Raw genomic sequence first — 20435 nt, 5'->3', positions numbered from 1 at the left:
GTATTATCTTTTTTTCGATAGTTTTGGAGAATATACCATAACAAACATCTAAAACTCAAATATCTACATATCCATGAGTAACTCACTTTTTCGCAGGAAAGATGTCAACAAAGCAATAGAAGAATCAAAAAAAGGCAATGACGGACACTCTCTGGCTAAAATTCTTGGCGTAAGAGACCTGACTACCCTCGGGATTGCCGCCATCATTGGTGCCGGAATTTTCAGTACCATTGGTCTGGCAAGTTTTAATGGTGGCCCTGCGGTATCGCTCCTGTTTGTATTTGTTGCGGTTGCCTGCGTTTTTACCGCTTTGAGCTATGCACAATTTGCCTCAATGGTGCCTGTGAGTGGTAGTGCCTATACTTATGCCTATGTATCTTTCGGAGAAGTCCTGGCATGGATTATCGGCTGGGCTTTGATTCTCGAATATGCTGTTTCTAATATGGTGGTAGCCATTTCGTGGTCAAGCTATTTTATTTCCATGCTCGAAGGCTTCGGCATTCATTTCCCGATGTGGCTGGCCACCGATTATACCTCTGCCAAAGAAGCCTTTGAAGTGGTTATTGCCAACGGAAAAGATATTACAGAGGGCCAAAGAATATTGGGCAAAGCTTTTCAGGATGCCCCGGATTTTGGTTTTACCAAATTGATTTTCAACCTGCCTGCCGGATTGGTAACGGTTCTGATTACCTCCCTCTGTTATATTGGTATCAAGGAATCACGCAATGCGAGTAATATATTAGTTGCGCTTAAATTAGGGGTTATTTTATTGGTAATTATCGTGGGCGTATTTTATGTAAAACCTGAAAACTGGTCTCCTTTTGCACCAAATGGTGTCAATGGGGTATTGAGTGGGGTTGCTTCGGTTTTCTTTGCTTTTATTGGTTTTGACTCTATTTCTACTACTGCTGAAGAGGCCAAGAATCCGCAGAGAGATTTGCCAAGAGCCATGTTATTGTGTTTATTGATTTGTACGGTTTTATATGTACTGATTACTACGGTATTAACCGGAATGGTTAATTATAAGGAATTAAATGTTGCTGACCCTCTGGCTTATGTATTTTCAAAGGTTGGTTTTGATTTTGTTGCCGGGGTTATTTCGGTAAGTGCCGTAGTAGCTATTACAAGTGCGCTATTAGCCTATCAAATCGGGCAACCTCGTATCTGGATGACTATGAGCCGCGATGGGTTGTTAGGTAAAAAGTTTGGTGAGATTCACCCTAAGTTTAAGACTCCAGGCTTTGCTACTATCATCACAGGTATTTTAGTGGCAGTTCCTTCGCTTTTTTTTAAAATGAGCTTCTTTGTTGACCTTACCAGTGTGGGTACATTCTTTGCTTTCATATTGGTTTGTGCGGGGGTTTTATTTTTAGATGCTAAAGGACTAAGCAAAGATGCTAAATTTAAAATTCCTTATCTTAATGCCAAATACTTTGCAGTACCTCTACTGCTTGTTGCTTTATATCTTACCTATAAAGAAGGAAACGTAATGCAACATTTAGAAGAAAAACCGCTGCTTTTTGTTTTCTGGATAGTATGGTTGGTGTTGGCCGTTATGAGCTTCAAATATAACTTTTCACTATTGCCTGTATTGGGTATTTTAACCAATCTGTATCTGATGACCGAATTAGGTTGGTCTAACTGGCGTATGTTTATCATCTGGATGATTATCGGTCTGGTAATATATTTTGCTTATGGCTATCAAAATAGTAAATTAGCGAAGAAATAATTGCATGCGATGGATAGATAAAATTGCCTGGCTCTATATCAGAGACCGTAAGGTTTTAAGCACGCGAAGCAGAGGGAAAGATACCTTGTATTTTCCGGGGGGTAAGCGTGAGGCAGGAGAAAGTGATGAAGAAGCTTTACTTCGGGAAATAAAAGAAGAATTGACGGTTGACCTGATACCCGAATCTCTGCAATTCTTAGGAAAATTTGAAGCACAGGCTCATGGACACCCTAAAGGTATTATGGTTATCATGACCTGTTATCAAGCAAATTATCGGGGAGAATTGAAAACCGATTCTGAAATTGAAGAATTAGCCTGGTTGACCTATGCAGATAAAGATAAAAGTTCTGCCGTTGACCAGCTTATTTTTGACCACCTGAAAAATCATAATTTCATCGATTAACTCAAGAATATGCTTAACCATTATGATTCGGCATACAAAGACATCTTTTTAAGCAATACTTCGTTGTGTTTTTTCGTCGTAGCTGCTTGCTACGTCTACAAAACACGCCTTGTCTTGCTCAAAAATCTGTTCTTTTCAGCCAGAATAACCATATTCAAACATATTCTATAAATCCTAACCCCTAATTAAATTGGCAAATTTTAAGAAAGAAATCCGCTTGTACGATGCTGTGATGCTCGTGTCAGGGTCTATGATTGGCTCTGGAATCTTCATTGTAAGTGCTGATGTGGCGCGTCAGGTTGGCTCTACTGGTTGGTTATTAGCCTCGTGGCTATTGGCTGGCGTACTGACCATGATTGGTGCCTTATGTTATGGTGAATTGACAGCCATGTTTCCGCACGCGGGTGGGCAATACGTTTTTCTGCAAAAAGCTTATGGCAAACTTACTGGTTTCCTGTATGGCTGGTCATTCTTTGCAGTAATCCAGACGGGCACGATTGCAGCAGTAGCAGTAGCATTTGCTAAATATTCGGGTGTCCTATTTCCTGATTTCATTAGCGATAAACACGAATTTTTTGCTATTGGTGATTCTTCTTTCAAACTCACCTCGCAACGTTTACTGGCTATTGTCAGTATTATTATATTGACTTATGCTAATACCAGAGGGGTAAAGGAGGGAAAAATTATTCAGAATATTTTCAGCACAACCAAATTAGGTGCTATTGCTTTACTTATCATTTTAGGTTTTATATTAGGTGCGAATGCTGATGTGATTTCTCAGAATTTCTCTCATATGTTTGAAGCTTCAAGCACTATCAGAATAGGTGATGAGTGGGTAACAACTGCCATAGGGGGCTTTACGATTATATTAGCCTTAGGCGTAACACAAGTAGGGACTTTGTTTTCGAGTGACGCCTGGAATGGCTTAACCTTTGCCGGAGACGAGGTGGTGGAGCCAAAGAAAACGATTCCAAGAGGCCTGGCGATCGGAACAATGGTTGTAACAGTTCTGTACCTATTAATGAACGTAGCTTATTTGTGTATTCTGCCCCTGAAAGGAGACCCTAACGGTGCTGATGTAATGAGTAGAGGTATTCAGTTTGCCAGTGAAGACCGCGTAGCTGCCGCTGCCGCTAACCTGATTGGTGGGCAAGGGTTTTCGATTGTGGTTGCCTTGTTGATTATGGTATCTACTTTTGGGTGTAACAATGGGTTGATTCTTTCTGGAGCCCGGGTGTATTATACAATGGCTAAAGATGGTTTGTTCTTTAAAAATTTTGGTAAGCTTTCAGATAGATCTGTACCTAAAAATGCACTTTGGTGGCAGTGTTTCTGGGCTTCTTTCTTATGTTTAACGGGCAAATACGGCGACTTATTAGATTATCTGATGGGCGTTGTGATTCTGTTCTATGCGTTTACTATATACGGGATATTTATCCTGCGCCGGAAGATGCCTGATGCTGAACGCCCAATCAAAGCTCCCGGCTTCCCGGTTATTCCGATGCTATATGTAATTATAGCCTCTGTTATTGTGTTAATATTAATTAAAGAAAAACCACAGTTTACTTATCCCGGTTTAGGGATTGTAGCTATCGGGATTCCGGTTTATTTCTGGTTTAACCGACAAAAATAAAAGTTTGTTATATGACTCAAACGCTCTTTCTTTGCAAAGGAAGAGCGTTTTTTATTATTATTTATGAGAAAAATTCTGTTTTTTGACACCGAAACTACTGGCTTACCTCAAAATTATAATGCCCCTATCAGCGCAGTTCATAACTGGCCGCGAATGGTGCAGTTAGCATTTTTAGAATATTATGAAGACGGCTCGTTAACGAATCAGCACAATTATATTATCAAGCCAGAAGGTTATGTGATTCCGGCCGATGCCACCAGGATTCATCGTATTACTACCCAGCAGGCATTGGCTAAAGGGTATGACTTAGCGCAGATACTTAATTTATTTCATCAGGTAATCAGTGAGTCTGCTATTCTGATCGGGCATAATATTGCGTTTGACAGATCTATTGTAGGTGCGGAATTTATCAGAAAAAAGATAGATACAAATGCTTTACTATCTAAGCGCAGCTTTTGCACCATGAAAGACAAAAACATTGTGAATTTCTGTAAGATTCCGGGCAAATTTGGCTTTAAATGGCCGACTTTGGAAGAGTTACATTTCAGGCTTTTCAATGAGCAGATTACCGAAGCCCACGATGCAAGCATTGATATTGAATCTACTGCGAGATGTTTTTTTGAATTACTGAAGCGGCGGGTGGTGAAATAAAAAATGGCGAGATATTATCTCACCATTCTTTTTACCTTATAAATTATCTATTCTTAAGCATACACATTCAATGCAGAAGCCACTTCACGTACGCCTATCATCATCATATTAGATAAGTGTGTACTCACGTTCTCTGCAAAACCTGAGAGCTGGGTTAAATCACTGCCCCAAAGTTCTTTGTTTGCCAATACTTGTTGTACTACCTCATCGGCTGAATGATTTTGCCATACCTGATAAAAATAAGCAGCTGCATCGCACTGAATCGGGTAATACTCATCTCCTTTTTTGCCAAAATATTTGCCGTTTTCTTCTTTTACTGCTTTCATAAACAATAAATAAGCAGCAAAACCCCGGGCAAAATATTGGGGTACAGTATTAAATTCCTTGTAATAATTCAGTAATAAAGGGATATTCCGCATACGCATCTTCATGGTGTATTGCAAAGTAATGCTTATCCATTGATGCTCTAAGTATGGGTTACGGAAGCGGTCTAATACCTCTCTGCCATAACGTTGACAAACTTTTGCCTGTATCTTGTAAGGGATTGCGGGAACAATCTCGGTTGTCATCAGGATTGTGATAAATTTCTCAGTAAGTTCATCTGCCAAGGCTTCTTTTACAGTCTCAAAGCCAGACAAATATGCCATGCCACACATGAGTGTATGTGTACCATTTAGCATACGCAATTTTAATTCGCGATACTGCTCTATATTTTTCTCAATTTTTACTCCCTGGTCGGCTTCATGGAAGGATAAGACATCTTTTACTTTTTCATCTCCCTCAATCGCCCATAATCTATATACTTCGGCAATAGTCAATAAGTTATCCTGATAGCCCAATTTTGCCTCTAATTCTTTCAGACTCTCTCCTTTGGGTTTACCTGGCACGATTCTATCTACCAACGAATTGCAAAAGCTATTGTCTTTCGTAACCCACTGTACGAAACCATCAGATAGTTGGTTGAAGGCACATAGTTGCAGAACAATTTCTTTCAGCTTATCACCGTTGCCAACTATCAGTTCTGTCGGAATTATCACAACACCCGAAAGCCCTGCCTGAAATCTTTCGTATAACCAGGCTGTTAATTTAGCCGGAAAAGACAAAGGAGGAGATTGGCTGATGCTTTCTTCTACATATTGCAAGCCTACTTCGGTAGTATTAGAAATGACTATGCTGATTTCAGGTTTTTTGGCAGTTGCCAGAATATCTGCCCATTGGCTTTGTGCAGATAAAACCCTGCTGATTGCCGCAGAAATGATGTTTTCTTCTTTGGCAACACCTTTGTCGATTCCTCTTACACAGATAGTATAAAGATTATCTTGTACGGCAAAAGCATCTGCTCCGCCTGAGTCGGTTGATTTAACAACAACAATTCTACCATTAAATATACCTTCTTTATTGGCTTTGTCAATAAAATAATCACATAAGCCACGAAGTAAAACACCTGTACCAAATTGTAAGACTTTTTCCGGGAGTTGCGTTAAAGAAGGGTCAGAGAGTAAAGATTGATTAAGTTTCATTAAAGGTTAACGTAAAATAGATTGAATAGAACAAAAATAGAGAATCATATAGCTTATATCAACTAATATTCCATTTAATTCTAATACTTTTTTGCGATAGGTTTTGTTTTCATCAGGTTTTTAGATGTTATTGACTTAATTTATAACCTTTTATCAAATTCAGATTTGGGTGTAAGCCCGAAAACTGATAATTTCGCTTTCAAATAAACCGTAAAAAATAAAGAATGGAACAAATTCTAACAACCGCTGCGTTGACAAGTATAGTAACACTTACACTTTTAGAGATCGTATTAGGAGTAGATAATATTATTTTCGTTTCTATTATATCTTCTAAACTCCAAAAAAATGAGCAAGGAAAGGCACGTCGCATAGGACTTATCATGGCTATGGCTATTCGTTTGGGCTTACTTTTTGTGTTGGGTTTCATTTTAGGTTTAGAAAAAGAACTATTTAACCTTGAAGATATTGGGTTGCCATTCAACATTGGCTTTAGCGGTAAAGATCTCATTCTGTTAGCAGGTGGTATTTTCTTATTATATAAATCAACTTCGGAAATTCACCAGAAACTGGAAGGACATGAGGAGAATGTATCGGGGAACAAAACAGCAGCCAAACTCTCAAAAGCTATTATTGATATTGCAGTTATTAACCTTGTTTTTTCGATCGACTCGATCATTACTGCTATTGGTATGACGGATAATATTATTGTGATGGCAGTTTCAGTAATATTGTCAACAGTGGCCATGCTTTTATTTGCAGGTGGTGTAGGCGAGTTTGTAGAAAGACACCCTACTGTGAAGATGTTAGCCCTGGCTTTCTTGGTTATGATTGGTACTCTGTTAATAGCTGAGGCATTTAAAGTACATGTACCTAAAGGTTATATTTACTTCTCTATGGCTTTCTCATTCTTTGTTGAGGTATTGAATATAAAAATGCGTAAAAACGCTAAACCTGTTGATTTACACGACGAGATAAAATAAGCTGAAAATTACAAGGGGGAGTGATTAAAATATATATTTGTGTAATCATTCCCCTGAATATACCCTGATGCGAGGTTTTTTAAAACTATTGTCCTGGCTTTATACTGCCTGGTGTCTTTTCTGGTTCTTACTCATTTTCTTTTTACTTTTTCCAATTGTCTTTATCAGTCTGCAAAAAGAAGAGTGGAAAATCATGGTTCATTATTGCAACCGTATCTGGGGACGCATCTTTTTTTTTATGGCGGGTATGCCTGTCAAAATTACTTATGAATCAAAACTTGACTCTAAAAGAGCATATGTATTCTGTGCTAATCATTTCAGCTATTTAGATATTGCGCTGATGGGAGCCATTATTAAAAACTACTTTGCATTTTTAGGCAAAAGTTCAGTAAAGAATGTCCCGTTGTTTGGTTATATGTTTGCTAAAGCGCACATTCAGGTGGACAGGAGTGATAAAGGAAGTAGAACCAAAGCATTGACGAGGTCAATTAAAGCGCTTAAATCGGGCCGGAGTATTATGATTTTTCCTGAGGGCGGTATTCATACAACTGATTTTCCACAGATGGTTCAACCCTTCAAAGACGGTGCTTTCTCTATGGCTATCGAAAATCAGGTACCTATTGTACCTATCTCTTTATTAGATAACTACAAAGTAATGCCTAATGTGCTTATGAGGTGGCATCCTATCAGGGTTATTTTTCATACCCCTATCGAAACCAAAGGCAAAACCAAAAGTGATATTGAAACGATCAAAAAGCAGGTGTACGATATTATTCAGCCTACTTTAAATAAATATAAGGATTAGCTGTACATTTGTAGTAGCAAATAACTATGATTTAATTCTGATAAAGAAGCAGAAAATATCAGCATGAAAATAGAACAACAGACTGTAAGAAAAATAGCGCATCTGGCGCGATTGGAGTTATGCGAACAAGAGGAAGCTAAAATGGTAGAGGATTTATCTAAAATTTTAGACTGGATGGATCAGCTGAAAGAATTAGATACCACCGAAGTAGAACCGCTTACCCACATGAGCGAAGAAGTGAATGTTTTCAGAGAAGATGTAGCTATGAATCAGCTCTCGCGTGAGAAAGGGCTAAAGAATGCACCAAAGCAAGATGGTGAGTATTTTTTAGTGCCTAAAGTAATTGAGCAATAATCAATGTATCTGATGACGTGCGGCTTTTCCGAAACAAAAAAGACTAATGGCTAATAAATAATGGTAAGTATCTATATTATCAATAATAGAGTTAGCCATAAAGCTTTTGTTATAAGTGCCCATAACCAGGGCTATAACTGCTAAAATCAACCATGCTCCTACCGAACGCTCTCCTTTAATTAATGCCCATATCCCCAGAATTAAAACTGCGGGTACACAAACAGTCAGGATAGCATTTAGAAGGTGTAGATTGTCTGTTAATCTTACTACTGCGAAGGCTACAAACCCTAAAGCTACTGCAATGTAAGCAAAATTGACCGGAACTGGCTTTTTTAGTACTAAAAAAAGCGTAACAAATACGAGACTGAAACCTCCTACGGTTCCTGCCAGATGCTGAAAAAATTCTGAGATAATTAAGGGGTAAGGTGAGAAACCGAGGAAACGAAATGCACCGAACAGTGCTGCTACTGTTACTGATAATACAAAAGCCTCCCAAAGCAGACAAGCTACTAAATCAAGTTTGAATAGATAGCGAAAGAAAACAAAAAAGCCAACTAAGGCTAATACGAAGTCAGAGATAGCATGAGAGAGTTCCATAGTTAACAACACAGCATAAAGTGGGAAATGAATAGAAACGGGAAGTATCACAGTAAATACCTCCCTTAATATTGCAATATCAAAAACACAAGCTTGCTGCACCTAATAACCCGGCATCGTTACCTAAAGTTGCTTTCTTGATATTTAATGTTTTGATATAATATGGTGTCAGCCAATATTCTAATTGTTTGTTGACGGCAGGCATGATGTAATCGAATGATGCTGACAAGCCTCCTCCAATCAGAATAGTTGTAATATCAAGGATTCTGATCATTGAAACCAGACCACTACCTAACATTTCGCCTACTTCATCAAATACTTTTTGCGCCAATTCATCGCCTTCGCCTGCGGCAGCTACCAACCCGGTAGTTGAGATAGTGCCATCATCCGGCAATTGAGTTTTACCTGGATAATCCTTTCTCATGCTATTGGCTAAGTCAAGTAATTCGTTTTTACCTATATTACGTTCTAATACTTTACCATGTTTGGATGGGATATGGCCAGGTTCCATAGCATTACCTCCACCGCCTTTAAACACCAGTTTATCTATAATAGCTGCGCCACCGATACCGGTTCCTAAAGTAATCATGATATAGTCTTCCGGGATATCACCTTCGCCGAAGTAGTATTCGCCTAATGCTGCTGCATTGGCATCATTTTCTAAAAAGAAATCATGATTCGGGAAACGCTCTTTTAAATCAGGGATAATAGGAATACCGTTAATTTCTGGTATTGCTGTAATTTCAATGAGGGTTGAACGGTCTCTTGTAATGAGACCCGGAACACCAATACCTACTTTCTGAACATCCTTATTTTCGAGTAATTGAATTGCTATGGCATCGCCCAAGCGTTCTACAAAATGTCCTGATTTTCGCCAACTTGCTGTATCGTGGCTATAAAAATTAGAAAGTTTACCTGTTTCTGCTTCTACAATGCCCATTTTGACATTTGTGCCGCCAATATCAATTCCCAAATATTCAGTTGCCATTTATTATAGTTTTGTTATTTTATTCGGTAAGTATCTATAAAATCTATTTTAAAACAGGTTTTTTTATATTTTCCTCAAAATTAAAAATAAATCTCACTTCAAGACAATTTGAGCAAGGAAATATTGTATTTCTGCATTAAATGTCTATAAAATCGGTTACAGGAGATAGTTCAAATTCCATTCCAAACAATTCGCTTATATGTCTTTTCAGTTTATCTGCCACCTCTTCTACTTCAATCAGCCGACCTAATTCTAATGCTATTGAAGTTACGGCTTTATCATCAATGCCACACGGTATAATGTTATTAAAATAATTCAGGTCAGTATTTACATTCAGTGCAAACCCGTGCATAGTTACCCATCGGCTCGATTTTACCCCCATTGCACATATCTTTCTCGGATTTTTCTGTTCTTTGTAATCTACCCAGACACCGGTCAGTCCCTCAATTCTACCTGCATCAATGTTATAATCGGCCAACGTTCGGATAATACACTCCTCTAAAAACCGCATATAGCGATGTATGTCTGTGAAGAAGTTTTCCAGATCGAGAATAGGATAACCAACCAGTTGTCCGGGTCCGTGATAAGTTATATCACCCCCACGGTTAATTTTATAGAATTTTGCTTGATTGATTGAAAGGCTTTCTTGGTCGAGTAAAAGATTTTCTATTTTTCCGCTTTTCCCAAGGGTATATACGTGCGGATGCTGGCAAAACAAAAGATAATTATGCGTAGAAAATTGAGTCTCTGGTTCCAGGTGTCTGTTTTTTACTTTAATATCTATAATCTCAGCGAAGAGTTTTTCCTGAAAATCCCAGCCCTTCTGGTAGTCAATTAGCCCTAAATCAATAAACCTTACTTTTTTATTAAGAATATTATTCATCAGTTTTGTAACTTTGTAGTATGAATACAGGTGCAAATGTAACAATCAGGTGCGGTACAGTTGCTGAATGTGTAGCTATTTCTCAATTAATTCCGGAATTTTCTGATGGAATTTATGATGAGAAAATCTACGAAACCCGATTATTCAACACCAAATCTCTGATTTTAGTTGCTGTTGCCGGAGACACCCTTGTTGGTTTTAAAGTTGGGTATAAAAGAGATAATGATGGTAGCTTCTATACTTGGATGGGGGGTGTATTACCCAATTACCGGAAACAATCTATTGCACAACAATTGGCCGATGCACAGGAAAGATGGGTAAAACAGGAGGGTTTTAATGCTATTGTGATGAAAACCCGTAATCGTTTCAAAAGCATGCTCTTATTTGCCCTCAAAAACGGCTTTAATGTAGAAGAAGTAGAACAAAAAGGTGCGATTGAAGATCATAGGATTATTCTTCGCAAAAAATTAAACAATAAATAATATACAATGATTTATCCTATTGTAGCCTACGGCGACCCTGTGTTAAGAAAAGAAGCCCGTGATATTGTTCAAGGCGAACTTGATATAAAAAAACTTGCTGATGATATGTTTGAGACCATGTATGCCGCGGCAGGTGTGGGTCTTGCAGGGCCACAGATTGGTTTAGACCTCCGTATTTTTGTAGTTGACGGAACCCCCATCAATGAAAGCGCGGAAACAGAAGAAGACATTGACCAATCATTAGTAGGGTTTAAAAAAGTATTTATTAACGCCGAAATTTTAGAAGAAGAGGGTGAGGAATGGGCGTATGAAGAAGGCTGTTTGAGTATCCCTGGTATCCGTGCGGATGTGTATCGTCCTGAATACGTAACTATCCGCTATTTTGATACAGATTGGGTAGAGCATACTGAAACCTACGAAAGTATGGCAGCCCGTATTATTCAGCATGAATATGATCATATAGATGGCATTTTGTTTACCGATCATCTGACGCCTTTGAAAAAACAAATGCTAAAGAAAAAATTAGCCAATATCACTAAAGGAGATGTAGACGTAGAGTACCGCATGAAATTCCCTAAATAATATCCTAAGCATTCATAAGATGTCCGAACAAAACGCTTCTCGTCCCGATTTAAATGTTACACTCGTACAAACCAATATTCATTGGGAGGATGCAACCGCTAATATGGCGATGTTGGAAGAAAAGATTTTCGGCATTTCAACCCCTACCGATTTAATCATACTGCCGGAAATGTTTACCACCGGTTTCACTATGGCTCCGGCAAAGGTAGCTGAACCGATGAACTTGCACACTACCCGCTGGATGAAACAAATGGCTGCCCAGGCAGGGGCAGTAATAACAGGCAGTATTATTATTAAGGAAGATCATTATTATTATAACCGCCTTTTATGGGTAAGCCCTGACGGTGAAGTAGATTCTTATGACAAACGACACCTTTTCAGAATGGGGAAAGAGAATGAAGTGTTTACCGGGGGCGATAAAAGGATTATCAAAAAACTTAAGGGTTGGAAAATCTGTCCGCTTATCTGCTATGATTTACGTTTCCCTGTCTGGAGCCGAAATGTTGACTTAGCCTATGATCTGCTGATTTATGTAGCCAACTGGCCGCAGGTAAGAATGTATCCATGGGATTCACTCTTAGTTGCAAGAGCTATCGAAAACCAAAGTTATGTGATTGGGGTTAATAGAATGGGCCTTGATGGTAATAATATAGCTCATGCGGGTCATTCAGCAGTTATTGATTTTGCTGGTCAGGTGCTTTTCCGTGAAATTAATAATGAAGTGATACATCAACATTCTATCTCCAGAACTGCCTTAGACGTATTCCGTCAGAAATTCCCTGCTTATATGGATGCTGACAGTTTTGATATAATGTAATTAATCATAAAGTGGTGCGGGCTGAAAACTCGCACCACATTTATTGACTTACGAATACAGGCTTAGCGTTTTTGACAGCAAACTTCACTTTATATTTTTTCAAAATTCTTGAAGCAATTATGCCTACTACTACTCCTGGTAAAACCCAGGTCAGAATAAAAACGAATGAGGGAGTATTTTTTGGCATATACCTTGGCACTACATTCACAAAGAAAGCAGTTAAAGCCGCAGAATAAGCCCCCATCATTTTACCACCATGCCCCAAAAACCAGTGCATTTTCTCAGGTTTCTGAAAACCCAGATATACTTTCAAATCTCCATAGGCATTTACCAGACAAACTACACCAAAAATGGCAAATAAGATAGCCATTCCATTGAATCCGACAGGATTCATAAACCCATAAACTGAATAGCCAATCATCACGATTCCACAAATGCCTACACCCCAGGCAGCTATCCAGTCAGTCAGTTTCGGAACAATCGCTTTTTTCATGCTCAATAATCTTTTGCCCGAAAAAGTCGGATAAAAACTGATAACCCCTATTGTGAGGAAGAACTGATACTTTAATTGGCCTGGGTAGATAATAAAGAAAATAATAGTAGTAATAAATATTCCCATCATCGACCAGTAAAATATTCTGCCGCTTAAATTATGTATTCTTTTACCTTTCGGGGCAATCATGGCTACTAAGCCACTTGAAAGCGATAAAAAACCACAGATTATGTGTATAACCAAAAAGAAATTAAATAGTAGCTTTTCCATAGTTTTGTCTGTTTGAATGTTGATTAATCAGGCACATGAATCGAAAAATCAGAAAGCCATTAAGCCTATAGCTATCGTTTTATTTTCGTTTAAATCAAAAGCGCATTGCTCAAATGACGGAGGTCCCATCAGCATTGTCACATTCGAGAAACCAAAGGGTTCGGCTGGCATTTCACCATTCATATCCAGTTGCTTATTATCGTTCAGATCCTGATATAATACAATGGCATATTTACCTTCTAAAACATTATCAAATTTTAAAGACATCTCGCCTTCGGGTGTGACTTCTGCTATGGCTGATTTGATGCCCCCTCCTCTTGGAAAGGCGTTTGTATCATTAGTAATTGAGGCATAAATTTTGCCATGGCGTTGTTGCATTCCTTTCACTACTACTGTTACGCTATACTTGCTTTGTGCAAAAGAAAAAGTAGTGATGAATCCTGAAATAGTTATTAGTACGATTGATTTTATCAGATTTTTCATTTGTGTTATAGTTTTTGTTTCGATGACACAAATGTATAGTGACCGGCAAATAATAGTCAAATGAAAGGGCTGACTATCAAGCCTTTGGGGAGTTTGACAAAAGATAGGGAAGAATGGCGTGTTTCAGGGGAGAATGACAAGGGTGGTGATCAGGATTTCATCATCAGAGGTTTTCAAAATTATCGGATAAAATCTAATACTTACCTAAAGCAGAGACAAGGCAATGCCCTGTTTTTACTAATCCTGACATTTATACTGCGTTTATTTGAGAAAAGTTTATTAGAAGCACTATTTAAACCTCTCGACAATCTCTGAATATTTCCGGGCAACCGGAACGGTTAAATCAATTGATTGTAAATGTAGTTTATAGCCTTGGGCATTGCCCGTTACTTTCCCGACTTTATCAAGATTAACTATATAAGACCGATGGCAACGGACAATATCAGGTAGTTGTATCTGCGCTTCCAAACGTGTCAGGCTACTTCGGAGTAGCTCTTTTTGAAGTACGTTATTCTTCTTATAATAAACAGTTGAATAGTTATCTGAAGATTCTATGAAAAACAAATCATCAGGATTTATCTCTACAATATCTTTTTCATTTTCGGCAATCAGTTTAATCGGACTTGTGGCGTTCTCCTCTTGCCTTGTGGTTTCATGCGGCTGTACGACTATGGTCTGATTATACTTTTTAAGCTGAAGGATATAGTTGGACATTACTCCAAATGAAATCGGAATCAGTCCAATTAATGCCACAATCAGGAACATAATAATAAAACCTAAAGGTGTAAGCGGCAGGTAATGAAAGAAGACTTTTGAATAGAACATATTGGCACAGGTAATAAGCAAAAGCAGACATAATATATCTGCTATTTCTTTCCATACTAACCATTTTTGTTCATTGAAAAACTCTGGAAAAAGCAAGGGCAAAATTAACCGATTGAATGAAGTGCATATACTTACAATAGCACCAAAACCAATAAGCACCCATAATTTATGCGGATGTTGCCATTCATTCAGACCAAAGGGCTGAAAAATGATAAAAAATAAAGCGACGCCTGTTCCTTCAATCAGACTTTTGCGTAAGCAAACGCCCACGGACTTATGCGGAAAAGGATAAGGTTGCTGTAATATTTTAAACATTAGCGGAAACTATCGGCAATTGTTTGAATGAAATGCTGAACAATAGGCGGGTAAGTAAGAATTAAAAAGACAACACCCCAAAGAGCACCCCACATATGAGCTGTGTGGCCTATATTATCATATTGTTTCTGAGCCATATATCTTGAATATAACAGATACAAAATTCCGAATATCCAGGCCGGAATAATAGGTGGAAGAGGAATAAAGCCCATTTTTGCCGTAGGCTGAAACATAATAAAAGCAAACACTACTGAGGCTACACCGCCTGAAGCCCCTAAGGCATTATATCCTGAATTGTTTTTCTTAGTAAAAGTGTCTGGTAAATTAGCCACGATAATCCCTAAAAGATACAGCAGAATGTAGAAAAAATCGGCTTTATTACCAAATATCTGACGAAAATAGGCTTCTACCCCCTCTCCAAAAAGATAAAGGCTAAACATATTGAAGAACAAATGCCCGAAATCACCATGTAAAAAACCTGAGGTAAGCAATCGCCACCATTCATTTCGTCTATGCACCGTATAGGGGTTCAGAATATATTGATGCATCAGGCGACCGTTATTAAATGCCGCAATGCTCACAACTACTGTAATAGCAATAATAATTACCGTTAAAGACATATTTTTCTAATTTTCTCGTTCTATTAACATTTCTATCAGGTCAAGCAAAGGTTTTTTTCTATCGGTTGTTGCTGCCAATTTCTCCAAATCACTTAATCCATCAGTAAAAAATTTATTCATTTTATTTTCAGCCATTTGTTTAATACCTAAAGCATCATAAATCGCTGTAACTGCTTTTACTTTCTCATTTTTGTCAAATTCTTTGGCAGAAAGCCAGTATGCCAGTTCCTTTTCTTCTGGTTTGCCTTTGGCTTGCTCCAGTGCCTCTATAAGCAGAAACGTTTTTTTGTTTTCGATAATATCTCCGCCTACCTGTTTACCGAATTTCTTAGGGTCGCCATAAACGTCTAAAATATCATCTTTTAACTGAAACCCTATGCCCACATTTGTTCCTATTTCATAGAGTAATTTAGTATTGGTTTCTCCTGCATGAGCAATCATGCCACCCAACTCTAAGGCAAAGCCCAGAAGAACTGAAGTTTTGAGGCGAATCATATCAATGTATTCTTCTTCTGTTACATCATTACGTGAGGCAAAGTTCATATCTAACTGCTGCCCCTCACAAACTTCTGCGGCTGTACGGTTGAATCTTCTGATTACCTGTTTAAAAATTCCATCATCAACCGCCGTCATTAATTCATAGGCACAAACCAACATGACATCACCTGAAAGAATAGCAATATTAGGGTTCCATTTTTCATGTACTGTAGATTTACCGCGGCGCAACGGAGCAGCATCCATAATATCGTCGTGCATCAGCGTAAAATTATGAAAAACTTCTACACCAAGGGCAGGTTTAATGGCATTCTCCCAATTATCAGAAAAAATATTTGTGGCCATAACCGTTAGCAAAGGGCGCATTCTTTTGCCACCTAATGACATCAGGTATTCAATCGGCTCATATAATTCAATGGGGGTTTCGCCATATTTAGTGCGGGCAATTTCCTGGTCAATTGCTTTAAGAAAATTCTCTAAAGACATCTATATTATATTCATTGAGCAACAAAATAAAAAAAACTTGGCAAGACTACCAAGTTGTAATTTAAGGGATCGTGTCAGACAAATAAAATAACATATATAAATGACCTTACTACTCAACCCTTATATACTTCTGAATAGCCTTTACTACTGTGTCTTTTATGAAAGGCTTAGTAATGTAATCGTCCATGCCTGCTTCCAGACATTTTTCTTTTTCGCCTTTTACTGTTCCGGCGGTAAGGGCAATAATGGGTATTCTGCTTTTGCCGTTTTCTATTTCACGAATAGCTAAGGTGGCTTCCAGACCATTCATTTCCGGCATTTGCATATCCATAAAAACAATATCAGGAGCTTCTTTTTTGAAAATATCAACCGCTAATTTCCCATTTTCAGCCTCTAAAATACGCCCATTCGGGAAGACTGATTTAAAGATTGTCCGGGCGAAGAGCATATTCACTTTATTATCTTCAACAATCAGAATCGTAAGGTATCGCTCATCTACGTATTGTGCTGATTTGGGGGCTTCTGACTTCTGACTTTCTTCAACTACTTTGGTTGCGATTTTTGACATCCCCTCAAATACTTTCTGAATCGTTACGGGTTTTACCAAACGTTGCCTTATTTGTAGTTTTTCAGATTCACTATTTATATATTCGTGGGCATGAGAGCTATACAATAATATGATGGGCAGTTTGTCGGCATTAAACTTTGGTTTTTGTCTGAGTATGCGAACTGTATCCAAGCCATCTAAATAAGGCATGTGGTAATCTATAATCAACAAGTCAAATTTTTCACCTTTACCTAATAAATCTATTACCTGCTGCCCGTTCTCTACTTCTTCGTAGCTGATATTCCTCAGATCAAGCATACTTTTCAAAAGCGAACGGTTGGTTCTGTTATCGTCGGCAACGAGCACCCGTTTAAAAACATCAAGATTTTTCCATTCATCTACTTCTCCTGCTTCTGACCTCAGGTTTAGGTCAAAATAAAATCGGGTTCCCTTATTTACTTCGCTTTCTACACGTAGCTTGCTTTGCATCAAAGCTAATAGTTTATTAGAAATAGTAAGACCTAAGCCTGTTCCGCCGAACTTACGGGTTGTAGAGGAATCTTCTTGTAAGAATGCCTGAAATATTTTCTCCTGATTCTGCGGAGCAATTCCAATACCGGTGTCTTTTACTGAAAACCGGAAGCTATTATAATTACTTTTAATATCACCCAACATCTCAACCTTCAATTCTATCTCCCCTGCTTCTGTAAATTTTACGGCATTACTCAGCAGATTTACTAAAATTTGCCTTAAACGCACCACATCAACCCATATATAGCGTGGAACATTGACCGGAATATTCAGCAATACCTCTAAGCTCTTCTGGCTTGCCTGAAAGGTGATCATATCAGCTACCTGGCTCATCAGTTCATGAATATTCGTCTTTTCTACCACTATTTCGAGTTTACCTGCTTCAATTTTTGAGAAATCCAGTATGTCATTGATAATGTCGAGCAAAGCATTGGCTGACTGGAAAACTGTAGACATATACTGTTGCTGAGTGCTATCAAGTTTGGTTTTCATTAATAAATCAGTAAAACCAATTACTCCATTTAATGGTGTTCTGATTTCATGGCTCATGTTGGCCAAAAACTCTGATTTGGCTTTAGCTGCCTGTTCTGCCTCGCGGCGGGCTTTTCGGAACGAATACACAAATCTATGAGAGAGGATAAGTGTCTGAAAAAGAATAAAGCCAAAATATCCAAAAAACAGGTAATACGATGAAGGGCGTAAATAGCCAAAGTAACCTAATATATTTAGCGTGACTGCCAGTCCGATAGAAAACATACTTAATAACGCAAAGACGGATCCCTTACGCTTACGAATTACTGCAATAACAGACATATAGAAATTATATGCCACAAAAAACAATATAATAAAGAAAAATAACTGCGATACATAAGAGATAATATAAGTTGGTGCGAAAATCAGCAAAGCTATATAGAAAAGACTTATATACCCTACTCCCATAACAAATCTACTATTGCTTGCATAAAGCGACCTTACAAATCGGGTGAAGAGGTATATACAAAAGAAGATGGTGAAATACTCAAAGAAAAAAGTGATTTTGAAAGGAATGTTCGGAAAAACCTGATGGAGATAATAAATCTTATCAACACCTATTAACCGATAAATATAAAACACACAATACAGTGCAAAAAATACAACTACGGGGTCTTTTTGTCCTAAGAAATATAACCCGAAGAATATCAAGGCAACCATCAGCAGGATTCCTGTCAGAATCAGGGTAATAGACAATTCAGTATCCCACAGGTCTTCTGTATAATTGTTGCTCCCTAAAATGATTGGTTGTGAGAACCCACCCCTGTAATGATCGAAATTAGCTACCTGCATCACTAACTGCAAAGTATCGGATTGCGCAAGATAAAGCTTTTTGATAGGCAACCAGTGTGGTTGGTAGGCTTCTTTAGTGGTGGCTACCACACCATTATGTGCAAACAGATCGCCATTAATCCAGAGTTTGTAACTGGAATAAGGAGCAGGAATGAAAAAGGAAAGCTGCGGATTCTTTTTATGATCAATATAAATTTTTAAAGTATAGGTAGCATAGCCAAAGGCTTTAAAAGGTTTGCCTAATTGCTCGTGCTTGTTCCAGACATCGGTAAAAGGGATATAATAATCGGGTTTAGTAGTTGCTATCTGCTCAGGGCTTAATAGTTTTTGCCAATAAAAAGCCCATTCACCTGATAAATCAACGTGATTTTTTGTATTCTCGAATTGAATGGCTCTTACATCTGCTTCACCTTGTTTAAACGACTGCGCAAAAGAAACAGATGAATATAGCATTAAGAATAAGACCAACAATATAGGAGAGATGCACAGGAAAGCATTCCGTAAACGGTATGTTAAATATCTATGCAATAGGTTCTTAATGTCCATCTTTAAATCCAGCCACCTTTAGATGAATAATTGTATGAAAATCATAAATATATAGTAGGGTAAATCAGGCTGGCTTAACCTTTTACCTTTAGTTGTAATATTTTTTGTTATACTGGGTTGTTACTCCCGAAATTATAAAAAATCTCAATAGAGACTCACAATCCAAGCCAAAATGTTTCTTAAAAATACTTGCTTAGAACATAATTTGAGCAACAAATGTGCCTAAAAGAAATAATTGTCAACGAAATACTAAAGCATTAATCATAAAATCATTCAAATACTGATTAAGTGGATACAATCCAATTCTTTAAGGGCATGATATTATTATTCATCAATTAAATATTCGGTAGTTACCTGATTTTTTTCGTTTTAATAACGTCAAAATTAAAAGCCCGATAATCAGATTATCAGGCTCATTTACTACTTCATTTTTATCAACTTATAGCTAAAGTCTATACACTTTGCCATCAAGCTTCATTTCTTTTAATTTGTTTTTTCCGCCTATACAGGCGCCATAGCATTCCTGCTGAATAAAGCCTATGCCCGACGCCAGCCAGATAGCATGTTCATCATCAGCCATTGGTGGAATATCAAAATAGAAACGATAACAATTTTTAATTTCTTGTCCACCTATCTTAATTGTTTCGGTTTTGCTGGTAAGTTTTACTGTATAATCTCTATATTGCCAGGTATCATTTACGTCAGCGTTCAGGTCAAATATCACTGAGGTTTTTCCCTGATAGTATTCTATAATTTTATCCCCTTCGTTTCTGACATACGAAGTATCATGGCTTTGCATAATGGCATAGTACGCTTTACCATCAAAAACTTTTGTCTCAGTAATTTCCCTTAAACCAAAGGTATCTAAGTTCCAGTAATTTCCAACAGCTAAAGGCAGATAGGCATTCGTTAATTCGCCTAACGGAACGACCTTGTCCTTGCAAGCATTCAATACTAAGCAGGTAATAATGCCGCAGAAGCCGAATAATTTTTTCATAAATTATATCAGATTAGGTTTGAATAAATATTGCTTTTAACTGTGTGGAAACCGTAATCCCATCCTCTTCCCTTCCTCAG

General features: G+C 37.9%; 22 protein-coding genes. 11 read left to right on the top strand and 11 right to left on the bottom strand.

Annotated features, from left to right (window positions below; translation table 11 throughout):
* Nucleotides 1-73 precede the first annotated feature (73 nt).
* The 4 genes from H1R81_RS16175 to H1R81_RS16160 all read left to right on the top strand — a co-directional run bounded on the left by H1R81_RS16175 (nt 74) and on the right by H1R81_RS16160 (nt 4416).
* Nucleotides 74-1729 carry an amino acid permease gene (locus H1R81_RS16175; protein ID WP_181841778.1) on the top strand — a complete coding sequence of 552 codons (1656 nt, stop codon included), beginning with the start codon at nt 74-76 and terminating at the stop codon, nt 1727-1729.
* A gap of 4 nt (nt 1730-1733) precedes the next feature.
* The gene (locus H1R81_RS16170) at nt 1734-2132 is read left to right on the top strand and encodes an NUDIX domain-containing protein (RefSeq protein WP_181841777.1); all 399 of its coding nucleotides are present in this window, start codon (nt 1734-1736) and stop codon (nt 2130-2132) included.
* A 190-nt stretch (nt 2133-2322) separates the two neighbouring features.
* Nucleotides 2323-3765: an APC family permease gene (locus tag H1R81_RS16165; protein ID WP_181841776.1), complete on the top strand. Its 1443-nt coding sequence runs from the start codon at nt 2323-2325 to the stop codon at nt 3763-3765.
* Between the two features lie 63 nt (nt 3766-3828).
* Nucleotides 3829-4416, top strand: coding sequence for a 3'-5' exonuclease (locus H1R81_RS16160; RefSeq protein ID WP_181841775.1), 588 nt, complete (start codon nt 3829-3831; stop codon nt 4414-4416).
* Nucleotides 4417-4469: 53 nt separating this feature from the next.
* Here the strand turns inward: H1R81_RS16160 and H1R81_RS16155 are convergent, their stop codons facing one another.
* On the bottom strand, nt 4470-5936 hold the full coding sequence (locus H1R81_RS16155) for a tagaturonate reductase (protein ID WP_181841774.1): 1467 nt from the start codon (nt 5934-5936) through the stop codon (nt 4470-4472).
* Between the two features lie 224 nt (nt 5937-6160).
* On the opposite strand from H1R81_RS16155, the gene H1R81_RS16150 reads away from it, so the two are divergent.
* The 3 genes from H1R81_RS16150 to gatC all read left to right on the top strand — a co-directional run bounded on the left by H1R81_RS16150 (nt 6161) and on the right by gatC (nt 8075).
* The gene (locus tag H1R81_RS16150) at nt 6161-6916 is read left to right on the top strand and encodes a TerC family protein (protein WP_181841773.1); all 756 of its coding nucleotides are present in this window, start codon (nt 6161-6163) and stop codon (nt 6914-6916) included.
* 88 nt (nt 6917-7004) lie between these two features.
* Nucleotides 7005-7721 (top strand): 1-acyl-sn-glycerol-3-phosphate acyltransferase, encoded by a 717-nt coding sequence (locus tag H1R81_RS16145; protein ID WP_229251141.1) that lies wholly within the window; start codon nt 7005-7007, stop codon nt 7719-7721.
* Between the two features lie 63 nt (nt 7722-7784).
* Nucleotides 7785-8075: an Asp-tRNA(Asn)/Glu-tRNA(Gln) amidotransferase subunit GatC gene (gatC, locus tag H1R81_RS16140; RefSeq protein WP_181841772.1), complete on the top strand. Its 291-nt coding sequence runs from the start codon at nt 7785-7787 to the stop codon at nt 8073-8075.
* Here the strand turns inward: gatC and H1R81_RS16135 are convergent, their stop codons facing one another.
* The 3 genes from H1R81_RS16135 to lipB all read right to left on the bottom strand — a co-directional run bounded on the left by H1R81_RS16135 (nt 8076) and on the right by lipB (nt 10543).
* On the bottom strand, nt 8076-8672 hold the full coding sequence (locus H1R81_RS16135) for a DUF6962 family protein (RefSeq protein ID WP_181841771.1): 597 nt from the start codon (nt 8670-8672) through the stop codon (nt 8076-8078).
* Between the two features lie 79 nt (nt 8673-8751).
* The gene (locus tag H1R81_RS16130; protein ID WP_181841770.1) at nt 8752-9660 is read right to left on the bottom strand and encodes an ROK family protein; all 909 of its coding nucleotides are present in this window, start codon (nt 9658-9660) and stop codon (nt 8752-8754) included.
* 136 nt (nt 9661-9796) lie between these two features.
* Nucleotides 9797-10543: a lipoyl(octanoyl) transferase LipB gene (lipB, locus tag H1R81_RS16125; protein WP_181841769.1), complete on the bottom strand. Its 747-nt coding sequence runs from the start codon at nt 10541-10543 to the stop codon at nt 9797-9799.
* Nucleotides 10544-10563: 20 nt separating this feature from the next.
* On the opposite strand from lipB, the gene H1R81_RS16120 reads away from it, so the two are divergent.
* The 3 genes from H1R81_RS16120 to H1R81_RS16110 are packed head-to-tail and all read left to right on the top strand — an operon-like array spanning nt 10564 to nt 12424.
* Nucleotides 10564-11025, top strand: coding sequence for a GNAT family N-acetyltransferase (locus H1R81_RS16120; protein WP_181841768.1), 462 nt, complete (start codon nt 10564-10566; stop codon nt 11023-11025).
* 6 nt (nt 11026-11031) lie between these two features.
* Nucleotides 11032-11607 carry a peptide deformylase gene (gene def / locus H1R81_RS16115; RefSeq protein ID WP_181841767.1) on the top strand — a complete coding sequence of 192 codons (576 nt, stop codon included), beginning with the start codon at nt 11032-11034 and terminating at the stop codon, nt 11605-11607.
* A gap of 19 nt (nt 11608-11626) precedes the next feature.
* Nucleotides 11627-12424 carry an amidohydrolase gene (locus tag H1R81_RS16110; RefSeq protein ID WP_181841766.1) on the top strand — a complete coding sequence of 266 codons (798 nt, stop codon included), beginning with the start codon at nt 11627-11629 and terminating at the stop codon, nt 12422-12424.
* Between the two features lie 40 nt (nt 12425-12464).
* Here the strand turns inward: H1R81_RS16110 and H1R81_RS16105 are convergent, their stop codons facing one another.
* Both H1R81_RS16105 and H1R81_RS16100 read right to left on the bottom strand, forming a co-directional pair.
* Nucleotides 12465-13187, bottom strand: a complete 723-nt coding sequence (locus H1R81_RS16105; RefSeq protein WP_181841765.1) for a hypothetical protein — start codon at nt 13185-13187, stop codon at nt 12465-12467.
* A gap of 48 nt (nt 13188-13235) precedes the next feature.
* On the bottom strand, nt 13236-13670 hold the full coding sequence (locus H1R81_RS16100; RefSeq protein ID WP_181841764.1) for a DUF2141 domain-containing protein: 435 nt from the start codon (nt 13668-13670) through the stop codon (nt 13236-13238).
* A gap of 60 nt (nt 13671-13730) precedes the next feature.
* Here H1R81_RS16100 and H1R81_RS16095 point away from each other — a divergent pair, with 60 nt between their 5' ends.
* Nucleotides 13731-13985, top strand: a complete 255-nt coding sequence (locus H1R81_RS16095; protein WP_181841763.1) for a hypothetical protein — start codon at nt 13731-13733, stop codon at nt 13983-13985.
* Here H1R81_RS16095 and H1R81_RS16090 read toward each other — a convergent pair.
* The 5 genes from H1R81_RS16090 to H1R81_RS16070 form a co-directional block, all read right to left on the bottom strand.
* Nucleotides 13959-14810: a LytTR family DNA-binding domain-containing protein gene (locus tag H1R81_RS16090; protein ID WP_181841762.1), complete on the bottom strand. Its 852-nt coding sequence runs from the start codon at nt 14808-14810 to the stop codon at nt 13959-13961. The two genes, H1R81_RS16095 and H1R81_RS16090, sit on opposite strands and share 27 nt — an antisense overlap.
* Nucleotides 14810-15430, bottom strand: coding sequence for a rhomboid family intramembrane serine protease (locus tag H1R81_RS16085; protein ID WP_181841761.1), 621 nt, complete (start codon nt 15428-15430; stop codon nt 14810-14812). Before H1R81_RS16085 ends, H1R81_RS16090 begins: the two co-directional genes overlap by 1 nt.
* 6 nt (nt 15431-15436) lie before the next feature.
* The gene (locus tag H1R81_RS16080) at nt 15437-16411 is read right to left on the bottom strand and encodes a polyprenyl synthetase family protein (RefSeq protein ID WP_181841760.1); all 975 of its coding nucleotides are present in this window, start codon (nt 16409-16411) and stop codon (nt 15437-15439) included.
* Between the two features lie 109 nt (nt 16412-16520).
* Entirely contained in the window at nt 16521-19265 is a 2745-nt protein-coding gene (locus H1R81_RS16075) for a response regulator (RefSeq protein WP_181841759.1), read from the bottom strand.
* Between the two features lie 538 nt (nt 19266-19803).
* Entirely contained in the window at nt 19804-20355 is a 552-nt protein-coding gene (locus H1R81_RS16070) for a hypothetical protein (protein ID WP_181841758.1), read from the bottom strand.
* Nucleotides 20356-20435: the final 80 nt, after the last annotated feature.

This window comes from Emticicia sp. BO119, from assembly GCF_013912375.1.
In the GTDB taxonomy this organism is placed as follows: Bacteria; Bacteroidota; Bacteroidia; order Cytophagales; family Spirosomataceae; genus Emticicia.
This window is presented reverse-complemented; position numbering and strand designations above follow the sequence as displayed.